This window comes from Peribacillus simplex NBRC 15720 = DSM 1321, assembly GCF_002243645.1.
Taxonomy (GTDB): Bacteria; Bacillota; Bacilli; order Bacillales; family DSM-1321; genus Peribacillus; species Peribacillus simplex.
Genome location: NZ_CP017704.1, coordinates 4,439,129 through 4,464,076, shown reverse-complemented (window position 1 = coordinate 4,464,076; position 24,948 = coordinate 4,439,129). Strand labels below are relative to the sequence as shown.

Sequence of the window (24,948 nt, the reverse complement as noted above, 5' to 3'; positions counted from 1 at the left end):
CGTCTTTTGTTAACTAATTACAAATTATTTAGCAGCGCTGTAACGTTTTGCAACTTCATCCCAGTTTACAACATTCCAGAAAGAATTGATGTATTCAGGACGACGGTTTTGGTAGTTTAGGTAGTAAGCATGCTCCCAAACGTCCAATCCAAGAAGCGGTGTTTTACCTTCTGATAATGGATTGTCTTGGTTCGGTGTACTTGTTACTTCCAACTCACCATTGTTGACTGCAAGCCAAGCCCAGCCAGATCCAAAACGAGTAGTAGCCGCTTTAGCGAACTCTTCTTTAAAGCTGTCAAAGCTTCCGAATTTTGAAGTGATAGCATCCGCTAATTCACCAGTTGGTTGTCCGCCGCCGTTAGGTGAAAGGATTTCCCAGAATAAAGTGTGGTTAGCATGTCCGCCACCATTGTTGCGTACAGCTGTACGAACAGCTTCAGGTACTGCGTCAAGGTTAGCGACGATTTCTTCAACGCTTTTGCTTAGAAGTTCTTGGTTGCCTTCTAGCGCATTGTTCAGGTTTGTCACATATGTGTTGTGATGTTTAGTGTGGTGAATGTTCATTGTTTCTTTGTCGATGTGTGGTTCTAATGCATCATATGCATACGGTAATTGTGGAAGTTCAAAAGCCATAATAAAATTCCTCCCTATGTAAGCTGTTTTTTTGAGGGCTTCAGTTCTCGAAAGATACCTAAAGCTCGCTAGCAATAGAGTATCAAATTTTTGTAACCGTTTCAAACCTTATGCCTCAATTTTTCATTTTTCGATTATATTTCCTATGAGAATACCACGAATATAAAATATCCAATCATCAGAAGTTGAATGATGCCTTTTGTGATTACGCTGCTTATAAAGCCTACAACGGAACCAAGGCCGATTTTGGAAGCAGTGACCGGGTCTTTTTTATGTACTAGGATCTCTGCCAGGAATGCCCCGATGAATGGACCTATTAGTATTCCGACGAAGGGAATCACGAATGGCCCGACCAGAAGCCCAATCGTACTGCCCCAAATTCCCGCTTTCGTGCCGCCATATTTTTTGACCCCGACCATGTTCGCAATATAATCAGCTGCGAATAAAAGGATGACGAATAAAATTTGGACCGTCCAGAAAAACCAACCAAATGGTTCAAATGAATAAAATAGTCCATATAACAATATTCCGCCGAAAATGAATAAAACACTTGGTATGATCGGAAAAATCAGACCGACAAAGCCCATTATGAACATGAGGATAATTATTATCCAAAATAGTGTATCCATAACTAAAACGCCCCTTTCTCATTTCATTTATAATTTGCCTTTATCTCTCCATAATTGCCTCTTTACTGATGGTTGAAACCAATGAAGCAGAATACAGGTTGTTTTATTTTTCCCATATAGTTAAAATTGGTTAGGAATCTTATATAGTTAGGTGCTGAAAACATTGAACATATTCAAACAACTGTGGGTAAGCTTATATTCTCCTAAAGATATCGCTTCCTTTCAAAACCAAGGTATCGGGAAAACGATTTTATTCGTATTCTTTATAAGTCTCATCGCCTTTCTCCCTTCAGCTTTTTATTTCGGTACAATGATAGTTCACGGGATAGATGCCATGCACGAAACAGTATCTGAGGACTTACCGGCATTTGAAATCAAAAATGGCACGTTGACGACTGAAAAAGATGAGCCATTTAGCCTGAATAAAAACGGATATCAAATTTTTGTAGATGGTACGGGGACCTTGACCCCGGAAGAAGTAGCTACAAAAGCTGATGAGGCTGTCGCGCTTTTAAAGTCTGATCTGGTTTTCGTATCCGGAGGCAACGTACAATCCTCTCCATATTCCGTTCTGGAGGGAGATAATCAGGAAATATCCGCTTGGCTTGATTCAGTTGAATCTGTGCTGCCGATCATCCTTCCATTGCTTCTACTTATATTATACCTGTTTACCGCTAGCGGTATCTTCATTAAAGTGACAATCCTTGCCGCTTTCGGCCTTCTTTTCAAAAATGCTCTTGGCCGTTCTCTTTCCTATAGGCATCTATGGAGAATTGCTGCTTACAGCATTACGCTTGCCACCATATTCTTCACCATCATGGATGCTTTTCAAGCTATTGTACCATTCGCTTCAATCATTAGCTGGTTTGTTACATTGATGATGTTATATTTATCCATTAAAGAAACATCAGCCGATAAAATTGAAAATTGACCCTAAAAGCAAAAAGATCCGGACCCACCTGTCCGGATCTTTTTGCTTGCTTAAAATCGGTAATCCATTCTTTTTCCCGCATATGACTATAGTCATCATTTTTTTATATCTACTTAATTCGACAAAATACTCACCAAGTTATTCCTATACTTATGGTTGAAATAGTATTTAAGAGGTGATAGACGTGAAGGAGAGTCATATTGATGTACAGTGGTTGTTACTCGTAATGGAGGCAAAAAAGAGTGGTCTGACCCCAAAGGAAATTCGCTCCTTTCTTAGCACTCATTCTAATAATAAGGATGTTACTCAACTGAAATAAAAAATTTGAATGGTCACTCTCACATTCCATTTGAAAAGTCGCCCATTTTTAGGCATATTTTTTGCCCCCTCCAAGTATAGATGAATTAAAGACAAGCTTGGGAGGATGGAAAATTGAAACGGCTACTGCTTTTTATCTCATTCTGTTTCACTTTATTTATTATTTATTTTGATCTGACTACGGGTACCCTGCCGGCTTCCCATCCACCGGCCTCTACGGGCGAACCGGCCGTGCCGGCCAGCCAGCCTGCATCCGCACCATCTGCCGCTTATAAAGAAATCACCATGAAACCCGGGGATACCTTACTCTCCATCGTTGAAACGGCAAAAGGCGGATCCAATCAGCCAATCGAAACGATCATCTCTGACTTTCAAAGTTTGAATGAAGGATTGAATCCCGAAAATATGCAGATTGGCAAAACATATAAGATTCCCGTTTATAAATGACTGTCAAATGGGGTTCTGCGCCTTCACAAGAACCATTAAGAGGGATTTCCAAGCCTTGGATATATCTAAAAATAGGAAATGATTCGTATCGAAAAAAGAATATGCGTCCTATTTCCTTGTCAAGCGGTATGTACATTGATACAATATTTCAGAGAAACAAATTAAAAATCAAAACTGATTTTTTCCTAAAGGAGAGAATTCCACTTGAGTGAAATCATACATCGCACCAAGACGCGGCCAATTAAAGTCGGAAACTTAACGATTGGCGGCAATAATGAAGTTATAGTACAAAGCATGACAACTACAAAAACACATGATGTTGAAGCAACGGTAGCAGAAATCCTTCGTCTTGAAGAAGCGGGATGTCAAATCGTACGTGTCGCCTGTCCGGATGAAAGAGCAGCTGACGCGATCTCTGAGATAAAAAAACGGATAAACATCCCTCTTGTAGTCGATATTCATTTCGATTATAAACTTGCTCTGAAGGCAATTGAAGGCGGAGCGGATAAGATCAGGATAAATCCTGGTAACATCGGACGCCGTGAAAAGGTTGAAGCAGTCGTAAAAGCTGCGAAGGCTAAAGGAATCCCAATCCGCATCGGGGTCAATGCTGGTTCTCTCGAGAAGAAAATCATCGAGAAATATGGCTTCCCGACTGCTGATGGAATGGTGGAAAGTGCTTTACACCATATCAAGATCCTGGAAGATCTCGATTTTCATGACATTATCGTTTCCATGAAAGCTTCCGATGTGAATTTAGCCATCGAAGCATATGAAAAAGCTTCAAAAGCATTCGATTATCCTTTACATCTTGGGATAACTGAATCAGGTACACTGTTCTCCGGGACCGTAAAAAGCGCTGCCGGACTAGGTGCCATCTTAAGTCAGGGTATCGGAAGCACGATGCGTGTTTCCTTAAGTGCCGATCCTGTCGAAGAAGTGAAGGTGGCAAGGGAACTTCTAAAAGTATTTGGCCTTGCTTCTAATATGGCCACTTTAATTTCCTGCCCTACTTGCGGTCGAATCGAGATTGATTTGATTTCCATCGCCAACGAGGTTGAAGAGTACATCCAGACAGTTAAAGCACCAATCAAGGTATCTGTGCTTGGTTGTGCGGTAAACGGCCCTGGAGAAGCCCGTGAGGCTGATATCGGCATAGCCGGTGCCCGTGGTGAAGGATTACTGTTTAGAAAAGGTCAAATCGTACGTAAAGTGCCTGAAGAGACAATGGTCGAGGAACTGAAAAAGGAAATTGACAAAATCGCTGAAGAGTACTATGAAAAACAAAGAGCGGAAGCTGCTGCTGCAGCTTTACTAAATAAATAAAACAAAAAATCCCGAATTTTCATTATCGGGATTTTTTGTTTTATATCATTTGAAAAACCCTTTGATGCATTTTGAAAAATGACATCAAAGGGTTTAATGCTGCTTAAAAGAACGGCAGGATGAATATGCCAACGATGATGGAGACTGCACCAATGCCGATGGCCCAAGTACCCAAATTCGATCCCCGGCTTCTGGCCACTATCCCTACAATGATACCCACAATCCCTAAAATGAAAGGCATCATGAATAAAGATAAAATGGAGATGATCAAAGCTATGACACCAATCGCTTTCCCTCTTGATGCCACATCCCCGGAACCATCAGCCTCTGCAGGCTCATCCTTATAAGATCTGATTAGCTGAGGCGGTGTTGAAATTTCGGCAGACGTTTCTTCCTTATACCGGTTATCCATATTGTTTATGGTCCCTCGGCTTTCATATCGTCTGTCATCTTCAGGTGTATCTTCATTATAATACCGCTCATGAAGCTGATCATCCACAACGGTTGGTTCACTGCCCTCTTTCGCCAATTGCATTTCATCGTCAATACTGGAGTATTGATCTTTTTCCATTCGTGCATCCCTCACTTTCGTTTGTGAAGCATTTATAGTGTATGTAAAAATTGCAGGAACCAACGTGAAAATGGTTTCTTGTCTTGGAAATAAATACGGGTTTTTACCAAAGCTATGATGGGATATGTTACACTATTACAAGTATTGAAAATGAGGAGAGATTCATCATGAAAAAACGTTTTGGCATCGATATAGACGGGACTGTTACAAGACCTGATTCCATGGTCCCCTTTTTAAATAAAGCTTTTCAGCTGAATTTAGCTTATGAAGACATTACCGAATATGACTTATTCCCCTTCGTGAATATTCCAAAAGAGGATTTCACAAAATGGTTCATTGAGAGCGAGCCACTCATCTATTCCGAATCATTATTGGCTGAGGGTGCGAAAGATGTATTGGAAAAATGGACAGAACAAGCTAACCTTTATTTCATCAGTGCCAGGAGCAACCGTTTATTGGATGTAACCAAAAATTGGTTCACGACGAATGAAGTCCTATATGATCATATAGAGCTTGTAGGTTCACACGATAAAGTGGCTGCGGCCAAAAAATTCGAAGTCGATCTCTTTTTAGAGGACAAGCACGATAATGCAGTGGCGATTTCAGAAGAGTGTAAAATACCCGTGATTTTATTTAATACCCCTTATAACCAAGATCCCGTGCCTGAAAGGGTGATTCGGGTCAACAATTGGCAAGAAGCCTCTGCCTGGGTGAATAATTGGATGTCAGGGAAACCAGTAACTATAAAATGAGACAAGAAAAAACCATTGACTGAGGTCAATGGTTTTTATGCTTCCAAAGAAACGCTACATGCGGGACAGCGTCCGTAAATTTCGAATTTATGCCCCGAAACATCGTAGTCCTTCAAGCTTTCCTCAAGTTCCTGCATCGGGCACAATTCGATTTCTTTCGTTTTTCCACAATTCAAACAGATGAAGTGGTGATGGTGGGAAGAATGACCGCATGTAAAACGAAAATGCTTCTCCCCTTCCAACTCGGTCGTTTCAAAGATGCCCAGTTCAACAAATAAGGAAAGATTTCTATAAATCGTATCGAAGCTTAAACCAGGATAATCCTGTTTCATATTCTCCAATACATCTTTTGCCGTTAAATATTTATCGCTGGAAGAGAAAAGCTGAAGCATTTCTTCCCTCTTTCCTGTATGTTTAAAACCTTTATCTTTTAATAGTTGCATGGCTGTAGTTACGTTCAAAATACATCACCCCATCTATCGATTTTTCCACTTATCAAACAAAATTGACAAGATGAGAATTAGCACAGCTATTATTACAATGGTCCCACCTGGAGCGAGATCAAGGTTGTATGATAAAAATAATCCGCCTATGACAGAAACTTCACCGAATAATACCGAATAACCAATCATCTGCTTAAAGCCCTTCGCAAAGCGGAGACTAGCAGCTACCGGGAGCGTCATGAGCGAAGAAACAAGTAATATGCCAATGATTTTCATGGAAGCGGCAATGACCAATGCGACCATGACAATAAAAATAAAATGAATCGCTTTATAAGGTATTCCAGACGCTTTGGCATGCTCTTCATCAAAAGATAACAGAAATAATTCTTTATACAATAAGGTGAGCATCAAGGCAACGACTATCCCCACTGCCAAAATGACATACAAGTCCGCCCGGCTGACGGCACTGACACTGCCGAATAAATAACCATATAAATCGGTATTGAAACCATCTGCAATGGATATGAAAATGACACTAAGTCCCATGCCGCCGGACATTATGATCGGGATTGCAAGCTCTTGGTAATGCTTGTAAACCCCTCTTAATTTTTCAATGAATAATGAACCACCTACAGAAAACGCCATTCCTATATAAAGTGGATTCAATCCTGCTAGAGATAGAAAGCTCTTCTGCAGCAATAAACTAAACGCTATTCCAGCAAGCGCTACATGACTGAGCGCATCGGAAATCATCGACATCCGCCTTACCACGACAAAAACGCCCACTAATGGCGCAATCGCTCCGATGATGATTCCGGTCAAGAATGCGTTCTGCAAAAATTCAAATTGCAATATCCCCGATATCATTGGGCTATCCTCCAAAACATATTAATGATCATGATTTAAAAATTGGACTCCATGTCCATAAATGGACGAGAGTTCACCTTCATCCAACTCATTATATTCACAGGCATCCCCGTGAAAATGAAGCTTTTTATTTAAGCAGGCGACATGTGTGACTTTATCGGTCACAGTACCAACATCATGAGTTACTAAAATCAGGGTTATTCCTAATTTTTTATTCAACATCTCAAGCATTTCATAAAATTGGTGGACGTTTTTTGAGTCAACGCCAACCGTGGGCTCATCCAATATCATCAATTCCGGCTCGCTTACCAGTGAACGAGCAATGAATACCCTCTGCTGCTGGCCTCCGGACAATTCCCCGATATTACGGTTCTGATATTCAAGCATGCCCACGGATTCCAGAGCCTTCTTCACCTTTTGCTTATCCTCTTTGCCAGCGAACTTGAATAAGCCTATTTTTTTGGTCAAACCGCTCTGAACCACCTCAAATACAGTGGCAGGGAATCCTGAGTTGAAGGAATTCGCCTTTTGGGAAACGAACCCGACCTTTTGCCAATCTTTAAAGCGTCGAATGTCTTCCCCGAATATTTCAATTTTCCCCTTTTGGAGCTTGAACAGACCAAGCAGCAACTTCAAAAGCGTTGATTTACCTGATCCATTCGGCCCGACGATAGCTAGGAAGGCCCCTCTGGGAATTTCAAGCGAAACATGTTCCAGCACTAGATCTTTTGTATATTTGTAAGATATATCTTCAAATTTAACTATGGGGTTTACTACATTATCCAAAGAGATCACCTATTTTTTAAGAATCATTACGATTAACAATCGTTAGTATAAATCAAAGAAGTCCAGATGTAAAGAATCCGGTCCTTTGAACAAGTGCCGATCGGCCCTGAACCACCAAAAAAATGTTAGCTTAAACAATTTCCCAAAAATCAAATAAAGTTTCATGTTCACTTACGTCTTCCCCCTTCATATGTTTTAACAAAGGAGGAGATTGTTTGAAATTATTTGAAATGATGGTCAATCATAAAATCAACAGTATACGCCCTGATGAATTGCTTTCCCTTGCTAAACAGCATAAGGTTGCACTTACCCAAAAACAAGCACAGGATATTACTGCACTTCTAGCAGGTAAAAATATTAACATTTTTGATATACGTCAAAGACAGAACGTACTTGGTCAAATTACAAAAGTTGCCGGAGCAAGCACAGCCAGGGAAATAGAATCCCTTTTTAACAACCTTACTTCCACTTTTTAAAGGATCTTAGCCTACCTTCCGGCAGTCTTTGAATGGGCATACTTAAACCAAATGCAAAATGAAAGGACGATTCATCTTTATTTCGATGAATCGTCCCTTTCTATTATGATTATTGTTGGAATTTGATTTTTTCCAATAAATCTTCTTCGAATTGATTATTCTTGAACATATCAATTTCAAATTTATATGGTGCCTTTTTGTCTTTTTTGTCTTCCCCTACATAAGGTGTTTCCAGGATTTTCGGAACGGTGCTTAATTGTGGATGGTGGACAATATCATTTAACGCCTTAAAACCGATATGACCAAATCCAATGTTTTCATGGCGGTCCTTACGCATGCCGCGTTCGTTTTTGCTATCGTTAATATGAAGGACTTTGATGCGGTCAACACCAACCAATTTATCAAATTCATTCAGTACGCCATCAAAATCATCAATGATATTATATCCGGCATCGTGAGTATGGCAAGTATCGAAGCATACCGATAATTTTTCATTATGGGTTACACCATCAATGATCATCGCCAGCTCCTCGAAAGACCTGCCACATTCAGTACCTTTACCCGCCATCGTTTCAAGAGCAATCTGAACTTTATCGTCGGCAGTCAGCACTTCATTCAAACCTTCGATGATTCTCTTGATTCCCAGTTCACTGCCTCCACCAACATGCGCACCTGGATGAAGTACGATCTGCCTTGCGCCAATCGCTTCAGTCCGATCGATTTCGCTGCGTAAGAAGTTGACTCCAAGCTCGTATGTGGCTGGATTCGTGGTATTTCCTATATTAATGATATACGGGGCATGAACAACGATATTGCTGATTCCATTCTCCTCCATATGCAGTCTTCCGGCTTCGATATTTAAATCCTCGATTTTTTTACGTCTTGTATTTTGAGGGGCCCCTGTATAGATCATGAATGTGTTGGCGCCATACGAAGCCGCTTCTTGACTCGCAGCAAGAAGCATACCTTTCCCGCTCATTGAAACATGCGATCCAATCTTCAGCATCTGATTTCTCCCCTATTTCTTTCTCTGTATACGACGTTCGCGTTTTTTAAAGTTTTCCACATCTCGTTGAATTTTCTTCTTATATCCTGGCTTGACTTTAGTCGGCTTCTTGACGTGCCTGCTCGCTTTAACATCGATATCAGATTTTTGTTTTTTACGGTTTTTCCGTTTATTACGCTCATCGATATCAACCCAATCACCGTTTTGGATATCGGCATCACGGAATTCAATGCCCATTTTTTCAAGGCGGTTCAATGAATCTTCATCGGATGTATCGTAAATGGTAGTGGCAATGCCTGAATATCCGGCACGAGCCGTCCTTCCCGTCCTATGGATGTAAAAATCCAAATCTGAAGGCAATTCATAGTTAATGATATGACTTACACCTTCAATATCGATTCCACGGGAAGCCAGATCTGTCGCAACGATGAATTGATACTCCAAATCATTGATTTGCTTCATCATTTTTTTACGCTCACGAGGCGATAAATCACCATGAATACGGCCGACATTCAACCCTTTTTCGATCAAGGAGTTAGCCACATGATCCGCCATTTTCTTTGTGTTCGTGAAAACGATCGCCAAATATGGATTATAACGAACGATAATATCATGAAGCAACTGCTCTCTGTTACGGTGGCGAAGCGGTACAAGAACATGTTCAATTTTCGAAGCGGTCGCCTGCTTTGGATTCACTTGAACATACTTTGGATTCTCCATATATTTATTTAAAAACGGCTTCAATTTTTCTGGGATGGTTGCCGAAAAGACAAGCATTTGAATTTTTTCAGCCATACGTGATGCAAATAAATCGACATCTTCAATGAACCCCATGTCTAGCATAAGGTCCGCTTCATCGACTACAAGCATTTTCGCTGTATACACCTGTAGTGCCTGAGCTTCAACCAAATCCTTGATCCGGCCCGGCGTACCGATTACCAGTTGCGGCTGTGTCTTCAATTTATCTATCATTCGCTGTTTATCAGTACCACCGATGAAACAACGGACTTGAATCTGCTCATCCTCAGGGAAATGGTCAGCAATTTTCAAAGCTTCTTTGTAGATTTGGTTCGCTAACTCACGGGTTGGTGCGGAAATAATCGCTTGAACCTCATTTTTACCAGCATCAAGCCTGTTCATGATCGGCAGCAAATAGGAATGTGTCTTTCCTGTACCTGTCTGCGACTGGCCAATTAAGCTACTTCCCTTTATAAGCGACGGAAGCACGCGCTCTTGAATTTCCGTCGGCTTATCGAACCCTAAAGTACGAACCGCATCTAGAATGTAGCTTTTCAAATTAAATCGTTCAAATTGATTTTGTTTCATCAAAAAACTCCTTTATCCTGTCAGTCATTAGACATGTCCTGTTATTATAATAAATTTTACACAAAAAGCGCAAGCGCCTGGGTTGCTCGTGAAGAAAATAGGGATTGACCCATAAGGCGCTTTTTGCCTTGTGAGGGCAATCCTCTTTTTCACAACGAGCTAGGCGCTGAAGCTGGATTACACAAAAAGTGCAAGCGCCTGGGTTGCTCGTGAAGAAAATAGGGATTGACCCATAAGGCGCTTTTTGCCTTGTGAGGGCAATCCTCTTTTTCACAACGAGCTAGGCGCTGAAGCTGGATTACACAAAAAGCGCAAGCGCCTGGGTTGCTCGTGAAGAAAATAGGGATTGTCCCAAAATGGGCAGGCAATCAACTTTTTTCACTGTGACCCATTTACTTAAATCACAAAAAGCGCATGCGCTGAGGCTAGTTCTCTTAAAATGGACTCCTGCAAATGAAAAGCCCCTGTCCTGGTCATAGCGTATCCCCCGCAGACATGGAGCTAAAAGACTACCGTTACCATCTTACCTTCTTTCCGGTTACTTCACAACTGCCCAGTCACTCTTTCCTCAAACCTTTTTTGTCGAGTTGCATAATTTATATAGAAGATTACACCAGCATATAAAATCTGAGGAGGTGAAACCTATGTTCCCAAATAATAATCGTCAACCTGGACCCGGTTTTCAGCCACCCAATGGCCGAAGGATGCAGCAGCACCCTGCTCCATTCAGACAGTCACCGCAAATTCCCCACCCTTATCAGCAGCTGCAGCGGCCGATGGTTCAAAACAGACGGCAGGGGCCACAGGGACCACAAGGTTTCCGAGGCCCTTTCATCCAACCGCAGCGGCAGGAAATGCCGCCAGCAAAGAAAGAAGGGTTATTGTCAAAAATACTTGGTAAGTCGAAAAAAAAAGCAGCTTCACCCAATTTGTTTGCGCCAGCTGCTTCCAATAACCAAGGTTCTTCAAGAAGCAGCGGAGGCGGTATCTTAGAAACATTAAAAAATCCCGATTCCCTTAATAATATGCTATCCAACACGCAAAAAGTGTTGCAAGCAGCAGAACAATTCACGCCTATGGTGGAACAATACGGACCAGTGATTAAAAACCTGCCTTCCATGTGGAAAGTTTTCCGGAGCATATCATCCGCCGGTGATACCGAGGACCAGGGAGCTTCCGTTGAAAGCGAGCCAAATGTTGAGGCACAAAAAAACAATGATGTAAAAACGGATTCGAAGAAAAAAGAAAAAGTTAATGAAGCTAACCCCATCACCCAAGTTCATTCCGAAACCAGAAGGAAAAGATCATCCGGTCCCAAGCTTTATATTTAAAGTCTACAAAAATTCACCAATAACTGATTTTATGTAAATATGATGTTTTGTAATATCATCTATGGTCTTATATAATAGAAAGGTATAAAAAGTGAGAGTTTCTTGCCTTGAAGGAGGACACATAGATGAAAGTGATTAAAATTTCCCCGCGCGGCTATTGTTATGGCGTTGTCGATGCCATGGTCATCGCCCGAAATGCGGCTTTAGATAAAACCTTGCCACGTCCCATTTACATTTTAGGAATGATCGTGCATAACAAACATGTGACGGATGCGTTTGAAGAAGAAGGCATAATCACATTGGACGGCAGCAACCGCAACGATATCATCGAACAGGTGGACAGCGGAACCGTCATCTTTACTGCTCACGGCGTTTCACCTGAGATTAGAAAAATCGCTGAGAAAAAAGGTCTTGTCACGCTCGATGCAACATGTCCCGATGTTACCGCAACACATGACTTAATTCGGGAAAAAGAAGCGGAAGGCTATCAAATCATTTATATTGGCAAAAAAGGCCACCCGGAACCAGAGGGTGCTGTCGGAGTTGCTCCCGATGTCGTTCACTTGGTCCAAAAGGATGAAGATGTGGAAGCTTTGACTTTGAATAGTGATAAGATCATTGTCACCAATCAAACAACGATGAGCCAATGGGATGTTTTGGATATCATGGATAAGGTCAAGGAAAAGTTCCCACATGCCGAAGTCCATAAGGAAATTTGTTTAGCGACACAGGTTCGCCAAGAAGCGGTTGCCGAGCAAGCTGGCGAAGCTGATGTTTTAATCGTTGTCGGGGACCCCAAGAGTAATAATTCAAACCGCCTTGCACAAGTTTCCAAAGAGATTGCCGGCACGCGAGCTTATCGAATCGCTGACATTTCCGAGCTGAACCTTGAATGGCTAAAAGATGCAGAAACGGTTGCCGTCACTTCGGGGGCTTCTACACCAACTCCGATCACCAAAGAAGTTATCGCATTTCTAGAGCAATATGAAGCAAATGATGAATCGACTTGGAATACCGAAAAGAAAACGCCATTGCATAAGATTTTACCTAAGATTAAAGTGAAGAAATGATTGAACAAAAACAAAGGCAGCCACTAAAGGCTGCCTTTTTCGTGTTATTTAAATGAAGCGGAAAGGGTCTGTATTCAGCCGGGATGGAATGAATTCCACATCGTAGTTCTTTTCGCGGCACATTTTTTCAAGGATTCGTGCTACACCTTTTTTCATCACCTTTTCAACATTGTGGCCTGGATCCACGATATTCAATCCAATCATCATCGCGTCATGAGCTGTATGGTAATACATGTCACCTGTAACGTATACATCTGCTCCCTTGAATTTCGCTGCCGTAAAGTATTTATTGCCGTCCCCGCCCAAAACGGCCACTTTTTTTATCGGACTTTGCAAATCTCCAACGACACGCACCTTTTCAACATCGAGTGTCCGCTTCACATGTTCGGAAAATTGTTCAAGTGTCATTTCTTCAGCAAGTACACCAATCTTCCCTAAGCCAAGAGACTCCCCTTTATTCTCCAGTTTATATATATCGTGAGCAACTTCTTCATATGGATGGGCTTTAATCATCGCAGCTAGCACTTTCTTCTCGATATTTTCCGGGAATATCGTTTCAACCCGCATTTCAGCTACTTCTTCAAGCTTTCCTTTAGAGCCAATTACCGGTTCACTGCCTTCACCTGGCAAGAAGCGTCCGGTACCTTCCCCCGAAAACGAACAATTGCTGTAATTCCCGATCGCTCCCGCCCCTGCCTTACCTAGGGCTTCTCTCACCTTTTGTTCGTCGGTCTTTGGAACATATACGACCAATTTCTTTAGAGCTGTCTCGTAAGTTGGAATCAATACCTCTGTGTCCTGCAATTGTAGCGCTTCGGCAAGTAAATCATTCACCCCGCCCTTAGCAACATCCAAATTGGTATGTGCAGCATAAACAGCGATATCATGTTTGATCAGCTTTTCGATGATGCGACCTCCAGCTGCGTTTGTATCAATCCTTTTCAATGGTCGATATATAAGCGGATGGTGGGCGATGATCAATTCCACGCCATGTTCTATCGCTTCGTCTACAACCTCTTCCAGCACATCAAGGGCAATCAGCACTTTAGTAACCGGCTTATTGAGCTGACCGACATGCAGCCCGATCGGATCTCCCTCCATTGCATAATGCTTTGGGGAGAATTGTTCAAACGTTTCAATGATTTTGTGACCATTCACTGTCTTCAACCTTTAAGTACCTCCTCAATTACTGAAATTTGGGATTTTAATTCATTGCGCTTCGCTTCCAGCCCGCTTCTTCCGCTTTCATCCAATTGTTCGATGATTCTTTCCAAATGTTTTTTCTCAAGCTGCCATTTTTTTATGAAAATGTCACTGAATTGCTCTCTTAGGTATGGACCGAAAGTGAGGCCAGCTTGCTTGTTTACCCCATAAGGACGGAGCGGGTCTCCTTTTTCGGCAATTAAGATCTCGTAGATTTTCCCATCTTCCTCAAGGATTTCCTCTCCACTAAGTTCCCAGCCGTTATCGATTAGCCAGCTGCGAACATTCGCAGCACCGACATTAGGCTGAAGGATAAGCCTTTCTGCCTTGCCGAGTTTCCCTTTTCCGCTTTCCAATATACTTGATATTAAAGTCCCTCCCATGCCTGCAATCGTAATGCATGTCGCTTCATCGGGATTCAATACTTCAAGCCCATCTCCTTTACGGACCTCTATCTTGTCCTCAAGCCCCGTCATTGCCACTTGCTTGCGTGCTGACTGATAGGGCCCTTCTACAACCTCACCAGCTATAGCGCTGTCACACAAGCCATTAGTCACCGCATAGCAAGGCAAGTAAGCATGGTCTGAACCTATATCTGCAAGGATGCTTCCTTTTGGTATATGTATGGCAACACGTTCTAATCTCATCGATAGTTTTTCATGATTCATATTTATCAACTCTCTTAATTCAAATAATGTCTTACTATAATTAGTTTCCCATTCGATTATACCAAGTTCAATCGAAAAATTACAGAAAGGAGAAATAGGGCTCTTTCTATCAGTGGGCAAAAGAAACCACCCATCCGGAATCTTCCTTTTCTGAATAAATGAAAAACTGACTCAAAAAGTCGCCTTCCAACGATTTCTTGAGTCAGTTTCATGAATTATTTCAGTCCATGAATATATTCGGCCATGGCGTCAATGTTCTGTTCTTCGACTAAACCTGGTGGCATTCCACCTCGTCCATTAGTGATCACGTCTTTAACCTCGTCAACCGACAGATGGTCGCCAACTCCTTTTAGTGCAGGTCCGACACCGCCTTGATAGGCGTCACCATGACAAGAGATACAAGTTTGCTTATAGATGTCCTCAGGTGATGCCGAGGCGCTTTCTTTTTCTTCTGTCTTTTCGCCGCCCTCTTTTTCCTTAGCAAGATCTTTGGCATCACCCAAACCTTTAAACGAAAGTAAAAACATAAGTCCAATACCAAAAACCATGATAATAATAAAAGGCATTACTGGATTGCGATTCATAGTATTTCCTCCCCTATGTAGAACCTTAACTTACCATATTTAATATTATATACAAACAGCTATATATTATTTTACTTGAAAAGAGTTTCAAGTAAAAGCCCAAAAATAGAAGATATTATATAATTTCTTAAAATTGTCAAAAACTTATGTATATTTCCAAACAATTTTACTTTTTCTTACATATGTTTCATACTACCCTAAAATCATTATTTAAAACCGCTGAAATCTCATGAATTATATTAATAAAAAGTAAAGAGTGACCAGTGCTCCCAGGCCTCCCGCTATGGAAAAATGAAGCAGCTTCAGTTTATTGCCCATTAGAATCCAGAGTCCGCAATTAATGAACAAGAAAATATAAAGGATACCCACTTTGCCGGGTGCCATGAATTCCGCCAAATTGACAGTTAATAATAGCAATGATAGCACCATTCCCATCAACGCCATTTGAAAAATGATTTTCCTGCCGTTTAAGCGGCTGACCGCCAGCCCAAAGACAAGCATTGAAATTGTTGTCATAAGCATTTGCATTCTTATGGGTATTTCAGTAAAATAATTCAAAAATACAATTAATGCAAAAAGGGTCCCAATCAACACCCCGGAAAAGATGTCATTTTTTTTGCTCCCGGTTTTATTCGATTTTGATGGCGGCAGTTCGCCTTGACAGTATAATGCAAGCAGGTAATTACAATATTGCTCCGGAAGCATACGACTTTCCTTCCAGGAGTTTATTTCTTGAATGATGATTTTCTTTCTCATCTCATCCATGAATCTCACATCCCCGTGATGATCATTTCTTTTTAATGGCTTAGCTTTTTGTGTGAAATTGTTTCTTTTGTAAAATTAATTTCCATTATACAGAAAAATTGATAAGTATTGTTCTTCCAAGGATATTTTTACATTGGAATTAAAAAAAAGAGCCGCTCCCGAACGCTGGGCATTCAAAGAGGGCTCTGTTAAGGGCATATTTATTCTATTCCAGGAAATCTTTCAAGCGTTTGCTGCGGCTTGGGTGTCTCAGTTTACGTAGCGCCTTCGCTTCGATTTGACGGATACGCTCGCGGGTGACCCCAAACACTTTACCTACCTCTTCAAGTGTACGGGTGCGGCCATCATCAAGTCCAAAGCGGAGTCTCAAGACGTTCTCTTCACGGTCAGTAAGAGTATCCAATACGTCTTCAAGCTGTTCTTTCAATAGTTCATATGCTGCATGTTCCGATGGGGAAGTCGCATCCTGATCTTCAATGAAATCACCTAAATGTGAATCGTCTTCTTCACCTATTGGCGTTTCCAATGATACAGGCTCCTGAGCTATTTTCAAGATTTCACGAACTTTTTCAGGAGTTAAGTCCATATCCTCCGCAATTTCTTCTGGAGAAGGTTCACGTCCTAAATCCTGAAGAAGCTGTCTTTGGACACGGATCAATTTATTAATGGTTTCCACCATATGCACCGGTATCCGGATCGTTCTTGCTTGGTCGGCAATGGCACGGGTTATCGCTTGGCGAATCCACCATGTTGCATACGTACTGAATTTGAATCCCTTGCGGTAATCAAATTTTTCCACTGCTTTGATAAGTCCCATATTACCTTCCTGAATCAAATCAAGGAAAAGCATTCCGCGTCCGACATAGCGCTTGGCTATACTGACAACAAGACGAAGGTTAGCTTCTGCCAAACGGCGTTTCGCTTCTTCATCTCCATCTTCAATTCTCGTCGCCAAAGAGATTTCCTCTTCTGCCGATAAAAGGTCGACCCGACCAATTTCCTTTAAATACATGCGTACCGGGTCATTAATTTTAACGCCAGGAGGAACACTTAAATCATTTAAGTCAAACTCTTCTTCTTTTGCAAGTTTCTTCTCATCTGGATCATCTTCATCCTCGTCTTCCTCACCATCAGTGAGTATTTCGACGCCGTTTTCTGCTAACACCTCATAGAACTCATCCATTTGATCGGAATCCAACTCAAAACCGCCAATCATTTCAGCGATTTTTTCTAAAGTCAAAGAGCCTCGTTTTTTACCTAGCTCTAGTAATTTTTCTTTCACCTGTTCAAGGCTAAATTCATTATCAACTTGTTTGGAACGTGCTGGTTTTTCAGCCATTAGTTCCCCTCCTTCCAGGACTTACACCTAAACGACTACAACATTTTACGCAATTTAATGATTTCCATGGCAATTTGTGCAGCAGTGACATAATCACTTCGTCTAACTGCATCTTTTTCTTCAACTTGTTTTTCTTTTATCTTTAACAACTTTTCATATTTCAACACTTGATTTATACAATCGGTCAGTTCTTTATCGGTAACTTCCTCATTCACTGACATCATTTCTATTTCCGAAACGATCCTTCTCAAGTTTGGATCCGGTAAATAAGTAAGGAAAAAGCTTGTATCCGGTTCGTGTCCATCTTCATAGAACGCATATAAATAGGTGATGATTGCCTGATGTTCATCTACATGAAAGACCGTTTGCCCAAGCAACTGCTGAATTTTAAAAGTCATATCCCTGCTTTTTAGCATATGGGCAATCAACTTCGTTTCAGCATTATGGTGAGCAGGCTTTAACTTGTGCTCATATTGCAGGGCCATTTTCTTTTGGGCTGCTGGCTGCGGCAGTGTCCCCTTCTTGCGTTCCGTAAAGAACACCTGACGCTGCTGCTGTTCCAGCGCATCCAATGAAAGGGAAAATTCAGAGGATAGCTGCCGAAGATAATGATCCCTCTCTACTGCATTGGGCAATCGCGAAATTTCTTTAAGGACTTCTTCGATATATTGAATTCGATCTCCTTCATTATTTACATTTTTCCCTCGACGCAAATAATGCATTTTGAATGCCATGTAGGTTAAACTGGCCCCTATTACTTCAGAAACAAAGCTTTTTTCACCGAATTCCTTTATGTAGTCATCGGGGTCCAAGTTATCAGGCATAAGAGCGACTTTCACGGAAAACTCCTGGTCCTGTAGCATATTAACTGCACGATTGGCAGCGTTCAATCCCGCAGAGTCCGAATCGTAGCAAATAAGTATCTGGTCAGTATTTCTTTTTAAAAGCTGGATATGCTGGTCCGTCAGGGCAGTACCCATTGTAGCGACCGCATTCTCAACACCTGCGCCAACTGCTGAAATGCAATCGGCAAAGCCTTCAAAAATGACTACTTGTTCTTTCTTTCGTATGTGTGGTCTTGCATGATGGAAATTATATAAAGTTTTACTTTTATTAAAGATTGGCGTTTCAGGACTATTCAAATATTTGGGCTCATCGTCCCCCATCGCTCTTCCTGAAAACGCAATCGTATTTCCTTGATGATCCATAATTGGAAACATGACTCTATTTCTGAAACGGTCAAAATATGACTCGTCTTTTTCCCTGTAAATAATAAGCCCTGCCTGCTCCATGTATTCCGCTGGAAACCCGCGTTTTAAAAGAAACTTGGACACGAAGTCCCATGAATCCAAAGAGTAGCCAATTTGGAACTTTTCTATCGTCTCTTCAGTAAACCCGCGTTTAAGTAAATATTCGAGAGCATCCTGCCCCTCTTTCGTATTAACGAGGAGATGATGATAAAACTTCCTCAGCAGGTCATGGGCTTCAACCATTTGCTGCGAGCCTGCCGGCATGTTAGAACGCTTGGAATCCTTATTGATTTCAACATCCAAAGGAACATTTCCTTTTTCAGCTAAAACTTTTGCAGATTCCACAAAGCTGTAGCCTTCTATATCCATTAAGAAGGTAAAAATATTTCCGCCTGCCCCGCAACCAAAACAGTGAAAGATTTGTTTTTCCGTTGAAACGGAAAACGAGGGCGAGTTTTCACCATGAAAAGGACATAGGCCAAAGTAATTGCGTCCCTGCTTCTTAAGCTGGACATACTCCCCAATTAAATCAACAATGTCAACAGCTTCACGAATTTGATTAATTTTCTCATCTTCTATACGGCCATTTATCATTTTTCCACCTTGCAATATTGGTGATAGTTTCTAATTCGATATTGTTTCCTAATCCCCTGCAAAGTTCGACAATGTTTTCAAAAGTTTATTTGTAAAACATGCACGATCTTCCTTTGTGAATGCTTTCGGCCCTTTCGTATGCTTGCCCTGCCTGCGGAGTTTCGCCGACTGATAACGCATATCCAAGAGCATGAAAATATTCTCGTCTGTGTATTCTTTTCCCCTTGGCGAAAGGACATAAACGTTTTTAGGAAGCAGGGTCCCAGCCAAACCAATATCTGCAGTAACGACAATATCACCCTTTTTTACTGAGTTTACTATATAAAGATCTGCCGCTTCTTTGTCTGCATCGACATATACCCATTTACCTTCAGGGTTATTCATCATATTTTTATATGATGCAACAAAACAGACTTCAACATCGTGCAAACTTGCACAATGAAGGATTTCGTCTTTCACCGGGCATGCATCGGCATCGACGTGTATCGTAGGTTTATTATTCATACCTTCTAATTCTACATCTTTCTGCATAATCCTTTTTCTCCCCTAAACTTTATGAAGTTATGGTGAATTCAGCATCGATTCAGAGGGTTCCCTCTAAAAGAGCACACATTATTCTTCAAAGAATACCTGCTTATTTAAGTGAAAGCGCCTCTTTTGCCTTAAAAAAGACCAACCCCTCCTGAATTATACGGAACATGTCGAATTATTTTTATGATAAAAACCTTGACATCTCATTAACCTTTAGTTTATTCCTTATTAATTAAGTCTAAACCTTAAGATTACTTTTTTCTCACAATTTTTTATTATAGTCTATTTGATTAGAAGATGCCAACATTTAAATTCCGAATGTTTTTTCATGCAAATCAGTGGATTTACATTTGGAAACTAAGAGGAATTTTATGTAATTATTTTGATCTTATTCTTATTATTCCCTTTTTTGACCTTGGCATTAAAATGTGAGCTGACACATAAAGTGTCTAGCTCACATTTTGATTTGCCTTAATTATAAAGATCAACGGTTTTTGTTTTGAAGGATATTGATTATCAAATTGGCTGTTTCTTCAACAGCTTTATTGGTTACATCAATGATAGGACAGTTCAACCTTGATATGATTTTATCAAAGTATGTCAATTCTTCTTTTATGCGCTCCACATTTGCGTAAATGGCATGATCATTGAGCCCAAGTGACTTTAATCGTTCTTTACGAATATGGTTCAGCTTTTCCGGGCTGATCTTTAAACCAATGCATTTTTCAGGAGGTACCAGGAACAGCTCTTCTGGAGGTTCCACTTCAGGCACTAAAGGTACGTTCGCCACTTTATAGCGTTTGTGGGCTAAATACTGTGATAATGGCGTTTTGGAAGTACGTGAAACACCCACAAGGACGATATCTGCACGTAAAATACCCCGAGGGTCTCGTCCATCATCATATTTTACAGCAAATTCAATGGCTTCCACACGCTTGAAATAGTCATCATCCAGCTTTCTTACAAGACCAGGTTCATTAAGCGGCCCTTTTGGCGCTCTTTCCTGAAGGATATCCATGAGCGGCCCTAAAATATCATAAGCAGACAGGTTTTCTTTCTCGACCTGTGCTTTCATATACGCTCTAATAGCTGGCTTCACAAGAGTATAAGCAATGATTGCACCATCCAACTTAGCCAGTGATATCACTTCATCCACGTTTTGTTCATCTTCAATATACGGAATTCTCTTTATGGAAAATGCAGATCCCGAGAACTGGCTTGCAGCGGCTTTTGTAACCAATTCCGCTGTTTCCCCTACCGAATCCGATACAACATATATAATAGAACCGTTCATATTCTCCGTCATTCCTTTTGCAAGCCCCCTAATAGCCTTCATCAGCCAAAGCTACGAATGCTTTCGTAATATTGGTTTTTGTAATCCTTCCAATTACTTCATAGCCTTTTTCTGTGTCTTTGACGACCGGTAATGAGTCGATTTGTTTATCAATCAATTTTTTGGCAACATCAATCAAAAGGTCTTCTTTTGAACACATTGTAATATTGGGCATCCTAGTCATGATGATATTGACTGGAATGGAGTTAAGTTCTTGTTTCCCAATACTCGCACGCAACAAGTCTTTCCTTGATAAGACACCAACAAGCAATGCATGCTTATCGACTACGAACATTGTTCCGACATCTTCTAAAAACATCATGACGATTGCATCATATACGGAAATGCCCTCGTCAACAACGACAGGTATCGATTGGTAGTCTCGTACATAAAGATGGTTAAGACTATCTGTCAAGAGCTGTGTCCCTGACCTGCCTGTATAGAAATACCCCACTCGGGGCCTGGCATCAAGAAAACCTGCCATCGTTAAAATCGCTAGATCCGGACGAAGTGTCGCCCTGGTAAGGTTCAATCTATCCGCAATATGTTCTCCAGTAATCGGTCCGTTTTCTTTTACAATTTGTAAAATTAGTTCCTGACGCTTATTCAATTGGATTATAATCACCACCCCACTGCTTTCGCAGAGTAAAGTAACAAAAGTTATTCATTTAATAATTATATACTAAATTATTTAATTAGGGCATTTTTGTCCTATTTATTGACCATTTATCTTTTTAAGAAATCGGAAACCCTTATTTAAAGGGTTTCCGATTTCCATACATCCTTTCGATCATGAAAGGATGATTTTATTCATGGCAGCAAAACCTGCAACTAAATCACTGATTTCCTTCATTAAGGATAAACGGTTATTACGGATTGCTTCATCATCTGCCATGACCATTGTATTCTCGAAGTATGCCTCTATTTCAGATTGAAGCGAAACAAGCTGTTCAAATCGCTCATTCTCATCTTTAGATTCATTATAACGCATTGCCACTTTTTGATATTTTACGTATAACGCATTTTCTTGATCATTTTCAAAGGCACTAGGGTCAACGGTCACCTTATTGTCACATTTTACGGCAATATTCATGACCCGACTTAAAGCTTCCAGGCTTTCTTTAAAGCCTGCTTCGTCTTTTTTCGTATCCAAGACATGTGCACGTTCCACGATAGAGTGGATATAACCGATCTGATTGAACAAGACTGCATCAATCAAATCGTAACGGATTTGCTGTTCTTGAAGCAGGTGTTTGACACGGGCTTTAAAGAATGTGAACATATCTGCTTTAACTTCTTCAAGATCACGTTTTAAGATGTCTTTTGATTCCAGTCCTTTAAGGCCTAAAACAATAAGCTCCTCTAAAGAAATATTCCATTTCTTCTCAGCTAGAATTTGGACGACACCGCTCGCCTGCCTTCTTAAAGCGTAAGGATCCTGGGAACCTGTCGGAATGATGCCAATAGCGAAGAATGAAGACAAAGTATCAATTTTTTCGGCTAAACTCACAACCGCTCCAATGACTGAAGGCGGTACATTGTCATCCGCATGTCTTGGCATATAATGTTCATTGATAGCCGCGGCCACTTCTTTGGCTTCCCCTTTTAAGAGCGCATATTTTTCACCCATATACCCTTGCAATTCAGGGAATTCATAAACCATATGACTCACCAAATCGAACTTGGCAATTGCCGCTGTACGAAGCGCCATTTCTTTTTCCGCCTTTAAATTCAAAGCATCCGCTAGGGCACCGGTCACTGCAGTTACCCGGGCAGTTTTCTCGGCTAATGTACCGATTTCTTCATGATAAACGATGCTGTCAAGCTTTTTCAAAGCATCCGAAATCTCTTTTTTCTGATCTTCTTTATAGAAGAATGCTGCATCCGATAAGCGGGCACGCAATACTTTTTCATTACCTTTAGAAACCTTATCCAAATGGCGGTCATCGCCGTTACGCACGGTTACGAAGAAAGCAAGCAGTTTCCCGTCCTGATCTTTAACAGGGAAATATCGTTGGTGTTCCTTCATTGATGTGATAAGTACCTCAGCAGGAAGCTCAAGGAATTCTTCTTCAAAATGTCCAAATAACACCGTAGGATACTCTACCAAATTATTGACTTCTTCAAGCAGATCTTCATCGACTGGGATGATCCAGCCTTTCTCCTGCTCAAGCTCTTTAATCTGATCCAATATAACTTGTCGGCGTTTATCTGGATTCGCCATTACAAATTGTTCTTTTAGCGTATCTTCATACCGTTCCGGCTGCTCGATGATTGCACTATCGCCCAAGAAACGGTGTCCTTTTGTTTCACGGCCCGTTTCCACATCAGCAATGCTAAAAGGCACAATGTCATTGCCGAATAAGGCAATCAGCCATTTAATCGGACGGACGAAGCGGAGCTCCTGATTGGCCCAGCGCATATTTTTCGGGAACGTCATGCCGCTGATGATTTCCTGCAGCTCAGATAAAAGCTGAACGGTTTGCTGCCCTTTTATGAATTTATTCACATGGGCATATTCCACACCCTTGAGTTCTTTAAAATAAATGTCCTCTGAAGTCATGCCTTGACCCCTGACGAATCCCAATGCGGCTTTAGACCAGTTGCCTTCGCTGTCCAAAGCGATTTTCTTAGCCGGACCTTTTGCTTCTTCTTCGATATCCTTTTGGGATTCTTCCACGTCTTTCACCAATACGGCCAAACGTCTTGGTGTGGAAAAAGCTTCAACCGTTCCGAATTCAATCGCTTTTTCTGTTAGCCATTGCTGCACTTTATCTGACAACTGTTTCATTGATGCTGTCACAAAACGGGCAGGCAGCTCTTCCAATCCAATCTCCAATAACAAATCACGCTTGTTCATTTGTGTTCTCCCCTTTCACTTTCAGGATCGGGAAGCCTAATTTTTCCCGCTCTTCATAGAAGGTTTTGGCAACCTTACGCGCTAAGTTACGGCACCGGGCAATATAACCCGTTCTTTCCGTCACCGAGATGGCACCTTTTGCATCCAAAAGGTTAAATGTATGTGAACATTTCAAAACATAATCATATGCAGGATGTACAAGTCCTTCTTCCATTTGGCGATGCGCTTCCTTTTCATACATCGTGAAAAGCTGAAACAGCATATCAAGGTCGGAGGTTTCGAAAGTATATTTCGAATGTTCGTATTCCGGCTGTCCAAATATATCCCGAACTGTGAATCCATCTGTCCATTCTAGGTCAAATACGTTTTCCTTATCTTGAATGTAAGAGGCGAGACGTTCAATCCCGTATGTAATTTCCACGGAAACCGGCTTACACTCAAGGCCGCCCACTTGTTGGAAATATGTAAATTGCGTGATTTCCATTCCATCAAGCCACACTTCCCAACCGAGACCAGCACACCCTAGTGATGGATTTTCCCAGTTGTCCTCCACAAAGCGAATATCATGCTCAAGCGGATTTATCCCTAAAGCGCGTAATGAATCCAAATATAACTCTTGGATATTGTCAGGCGACGGCTTCATGATCACTTGGAACTGATGATGCTGATACAGTCGATTAGGATTCTCACCATAACGACCGTCAGCAGGACGGCGGGAAGGCTCTACGTAAGCAACGCTCCAAGGCTCCGGTCCAATGGCTCTCAGGAACGTGTATGGGCTCATCGTTCCTGCCCCTTTCTCGACATCATAAGCATTCATTAATATGCAGCCTTGTTCAGACCAATGCTTTTGTAACGTTAAAATCATATTTTGAATATTCATCGTACACCTCCAGGTTATTTAAAAAG

The 24,948-nt window shown here is 41.3% G+C and carries 27 protein-coding genes; 8 read left to right on the top strand and 19 right to left on the bottom strand.

The features are described 5' to 3' along the window. Positions 1–24: 24 nt before the first annotated feature. Together sodA and BS1321_RS21540 are read right to left on the bottom strand one after the other, a co-directional pair. Entirely contained in the window at positions 25–633 is a 609-nt protein-coding gene (gene sodA, locus BS1321_RS21545) for a superoxide dismutase SodA (protein ID WP_034308436.1), read from the bottom strand. A 143-nt stretch (positions 634–776) separates the two neighbouring features. Further along, entirely contained in the window at positions 777–1,262 is a 486-nt protein-coding gene (locus tag BS1321_RS21540) for a DUF456 domain-containing protein (RefSeq protein ID WP_063233040.1), read from the bottom strand. 163 nt (positions 1,263–1,425) lie between these two features. Here BS1321_RS21540 and BS1321_RS21535 point away from each other — a divergent pair, with 163 nt between their 5' ends. The 4 genes from BS1321_RS21535 to ispG all read left to right on the top strand — a co-directional run bounded on the left by BS1321_RS21535 (position 1,426) and on the right by ispG (position 4,284). Beyond that, a complete protein-coding gene (locus tag BS1321_RS21535; protein ID WP_063233039.1) occupies positions 1,426–2,193 on the top strand; it encodes a DUF1189 domain-containing protein in 768 nt (255 codons plus the stop codon). A 226-nt stretch (positions 2,194–2,419) separates the two neighbouring features. Next, a complete protein-coding gene (locus BS1321_RS28800; RefSeq protein ID WP_419555892.1) occupies positions 2,420–2,512 on the top strand; it encodes a hypothetical protein in 93 nt (30 codons plus the stop codon). Positions 2,513–2,625: 113 nt separating this feature from the next. Next, complete coding sequence (locus BS1321_RS21525; RefSeq protein ID WP_063233038.1) at positions 2,626–2,958, top strand: type IV pilus assembly protein FimV; 333 nt, start codon at positions 2,626–2,628, stop codon at positions 2,956–2,958. A gap of 213 nt (positions 2,959–3,171) precedes the next feature. Further along, a complete protein-coding gene (gene ispG / locus BS1321_RS21515; RefSeq protein WP_185116202.1) occupies positions 3,172–4,284 on the top strand; it encodes a flavodoxin-dependent (E)-4-hydroxy-3-methylbut-2-enyl-diphosphate synthase in 1,113 nt (370 codons plus the stop codon). Between the two features lie 103 nt (positions 4,285–4,387). Here ispG and BS1321_RS21510 read toward each other — a convergent pair whose 3' ends face one another. Next, on the bottom strand, positions 4,388–4,855 hold the full coding sequence (locus tag BS1321_RS21510) for a hypothetical protein (protein ID WP_094246646.1): 468 nt from the start codon (positions 4,853–4,855) through the stop codon (positions 4,388–4,390). Positions 4,856–5,022: 167 nt separating this feature from the next. Here BS1321_RS21510 and BS1321_RS21505 point away from each other — a divergent pair, with 167 nt between their 5' ends. After that, positions 5,023–5,607, top strand: coding sequence for a 5' nucleotidase, NT5C type (locus BS1321_RS21505; protein WP_063233035.1), 585 nt, complete (start codon positions 5,023–5,025; stop codon positions 5,605–5,607). Between the two features lie 35 nt (positions 5,608–5,642). Here BS1321_RS21505 and BS1321_RS21500 read toward each other — a convergent pair whose 3' ends face one another. From BS1321_RS21500 to BS1321_RS21490, 3 genes are read right to left on the bottom strand one after another with little or no spacing between them, the layout of a single operon-like run. After that, positions 5,643–6,068, bottom strand: a complete 426-nt coding sequence (locus tag BS1321_RS21500; RefSeq protein ID WP_063233034.1) for a Fur family transcriptional regulator — start codon at positions 6,066–6,068, stop codon at positions 5,643–5,645. 15 nt (positions 6,069–6,083) lie between these two features. After that, complete coding sequence (locus BS1321_RS21495) at positions 6,084–6,917, bottom strand: metal ABC transporter permease (RefSeq protein ID WP_063233033.1); 834 nt, start codon at positions 6,915–6,917, stop codon at positions 6,084–6,086. Positions 6,918–6,938: 21 nt separating this feature from the next. Then, on the bottom strand, positions 6,939–7,703 hold the full coding sequence (locus tag BS1321_RS21490) for a metal ABC transporter ATP-binding protein (protein ID WP_063233032.1): 765 nt from the start codon (positions 7,701–7,703) through the stop codon (positions 6,939–6,941). Between the two features lie 215 nt (positions 7,704–7,918). Here BS1321_RS21490 and BS1321_RS21485 point away from each other — a divergent pair, with 215 nt between their 5' ends. Continuing rightward, the gene (locus BS1321_RS21485) at positions 7,919–8,179 is read left to right on the top strand and encodes a DUF2624 family protein (protein WP_063233031.1); all 261 of its coding nucleotides are present in this window, start codon (positions 7,919–7,921) and stop codon (positions 8,177–8,179) included. A gap of 109 nt (positions 8,180–8,288) precedes the next feature. Here the strand turns inward: BS1321_RS21485 and BS1321_RS21480 are convergent, their stop codons facing one another. Continuing rightward, the gene (locus tag BS1321_RS21480) at positions 8,289–9,185 is read right to left on the bottom strand and encodes a deoxyribonuclease IV (RefSeq protein WP_063233030.1); all 897 of its coding nucleotides are present in this window, start codon (positions 9,183–9,185) and stop codon (positions 8,289–8,291) included. A 12-nt stretch (positions 9,186–9,197) separates the two neighbouring features. Continuing rightward, a complete protein-coding gene (locus BS1321_RS21475; RefSeq protein ID WP_063233029.1) occupies positions 9,198–10,511 on the bottom strand; it encodes a DEAD/DEAH box helicase in 1,314 nt (437 codons plus the stop codon). 644 nt (positions 10,512–11,155) lie between these two features. Between BS1321_RS21475 and vrrA the strand changes: the two genes are divergently transcribed. Beyond that, positions 11,156–11,842, top strand: coding sequence for a VrrA/YqfQ family protein (gene vrrA / locus BS1321_RS21470; RefSeq protein ID WP_063233022.1), 687 nt, complete (start codon positions 11,156–11,158; stop codon positions 11,840–11,842). A 125-nt stretch (positions 11,843–11,967) separates the two neighbouring features. Then, entirely contained in the window at positions 11,968–12,912 is a 945-nt protein-coding gene (locus BS1321_RS21465; RefSeq protein ID WP_063233021.1) for a 4-hydroxy-3-methylbut-2-enyl diphosphate reductase, read from the top strand. Between the two features lie 48 nt (positions 12,913–12,960). Here the strand turns inward: BS1321_RS21465 and BS1321_RS21460 are convergent, their stop codons facing one another. The 11 genes from BS1321_RS21460 to glyQ all read right to left on the bottom strand — a co-directional run bounded on the left by BS1321_RS21460 (position 12,961) and on the right by glyQ (position 24,922). Next, a complete protein-coding gene (locus tag BS1321_RS21460) occupies positions 12,961–14,079 on the bottom strand; it encodes a Nif3-like dinuclear metal center hexameric protein (protein ID WP_063233020.1) in 1,119 nt (372 codons plus the stop codon). Further along, positions 14,076–14,783, bottom strand: coding sequence for a tRNA (adenine(22)-N(1))-methyltransferase (locus BS1321_RS21455; protein WP_063233019.1), 708 nt, complete (start codon positions 14,781–14,783; stop codon positions 14,076–14,078). The genes BS1321_RS21460 and BS1321_RS21455 overlap by 4 nt, the downstream gene beginning before the upstream one ends. Positions 14,784–14,998: 215 nt before the next feature. Continuing rightward, the gene (cccA, locus tag BS1321_RS21450) at positions 14,999–15,367 is read right to left on the bottom strand and encodes a cytochrome c550 (protein WP_063233018.1); all 369 of its coding nucleotides are present in this window, start codon (positions 15,365–15,367) and stop codon (positions 14,999–15,001) included. 234 nt (positions 15,368–15,601) lie between these two features. After that, positions 15,602–16,132, bottom strand: a complete 531-nt coding sequence (locus BS1321_RS21445) for a hypothetical protein (protein ID WP_063233017.1) — start codon at positions 16,130–16,132, stop codon at positions 15,602–15,604. Positions 16,133–16,337: 205 nt separating this feature from the next. Beyond that, positions 16,338–17,471 (bottom strand): RNA polymerase sigma factor RpoD, encoded by a 1,134-nt coding sequence (gene rpoD, locus BS1321_RS21440; protein ID WP_034308477.1) that lies wholly within the window; start codon positions 17,469–17,471, stop codon positions 16,338–16,340. Between the two features lie 35 nt (positions 17,472–17,506). Next, on the bottom strand, positions 17,507–19,312 hold the full coding sequence (gene dnaG / locus BS1321_RS21435; protein ID WP_094246725.1) for a DNA primase: 1,806 nt from the start codon (positions 19,310–19,312) through the stop codon (positions 17,507–17,509). 51 nt (positions 19,313–19,363) lie between these two features. Continuing rightward, positions 19,364–19,819 (bottom strand): YaiI/YqxD family protein, encoded by a 456-nt coding sequence (locus BS1321_RS21430; protein ID WP_063233028.1) that lies wholly within the window; start codon positions 19,817–19,819, stop codon positions 19,364–19,366. Between the two features lie 511 nt (positions 19,820–20,330). Next, positions 20,331–21,152 carry a pyruvate, water dikinase regulatory protein gene (locus tag BS1321_RS21425; protein ID WP_230160715.1) on the bottom strand — a complete coding sequence of 274 codons (822 nt, stop codon included), beginning with the start codon at positions 21,150–21,152 and terminating at the stop codon, positions 20,331–20,333. Positions 21,153–21,168: 16 nt separating this feature from the next. Further along, positions 21,169–21,807 carry a transcriptional regulator CcpN gene (locus BS1321_RS21420; RefSeq protein WP_063233015.1) on the bottom strand — a complete coding sequence of 213 codons (639 nt, stop codon included), beginning with the start codon at positions 21,805–21,807 and terminating at the stop codon, positions 21,169–21,171. Positions 21,808–21,969: 162 nt separating this feature from the next. Beyond that, positions 21,970–24,039: a glycine--tRNA ligase subunit beta gene (glyS, locus tag BS1321_RS21415; RefSeq protein ID WP_063233014.1), complete on the bottom strand. Its 2,070-nt coding sequence runs from the start codon at positions 24,037–24,039 to the stop codon at positions 21,970–21,972. Then, positions 24,026–24,922 carry a glycine--tRNA ligase subunit alpha gene (gene glyQ / locus BS1321_RS21410; protein ID WP_034308488.1) on the bottom strand — a complete coding sequence of 299 codons (897 nt, stop codon included), beginning with the start codon at positions 24,920–24,922 and terminating at the stop codon, positions 24,026–24,028. Before glyQ ends, glyS begins: the two co-directional genes overlap by 14 nt. Between the last annotated feature and the right edge of the window lie 26 nt (positions 24,923–24,948).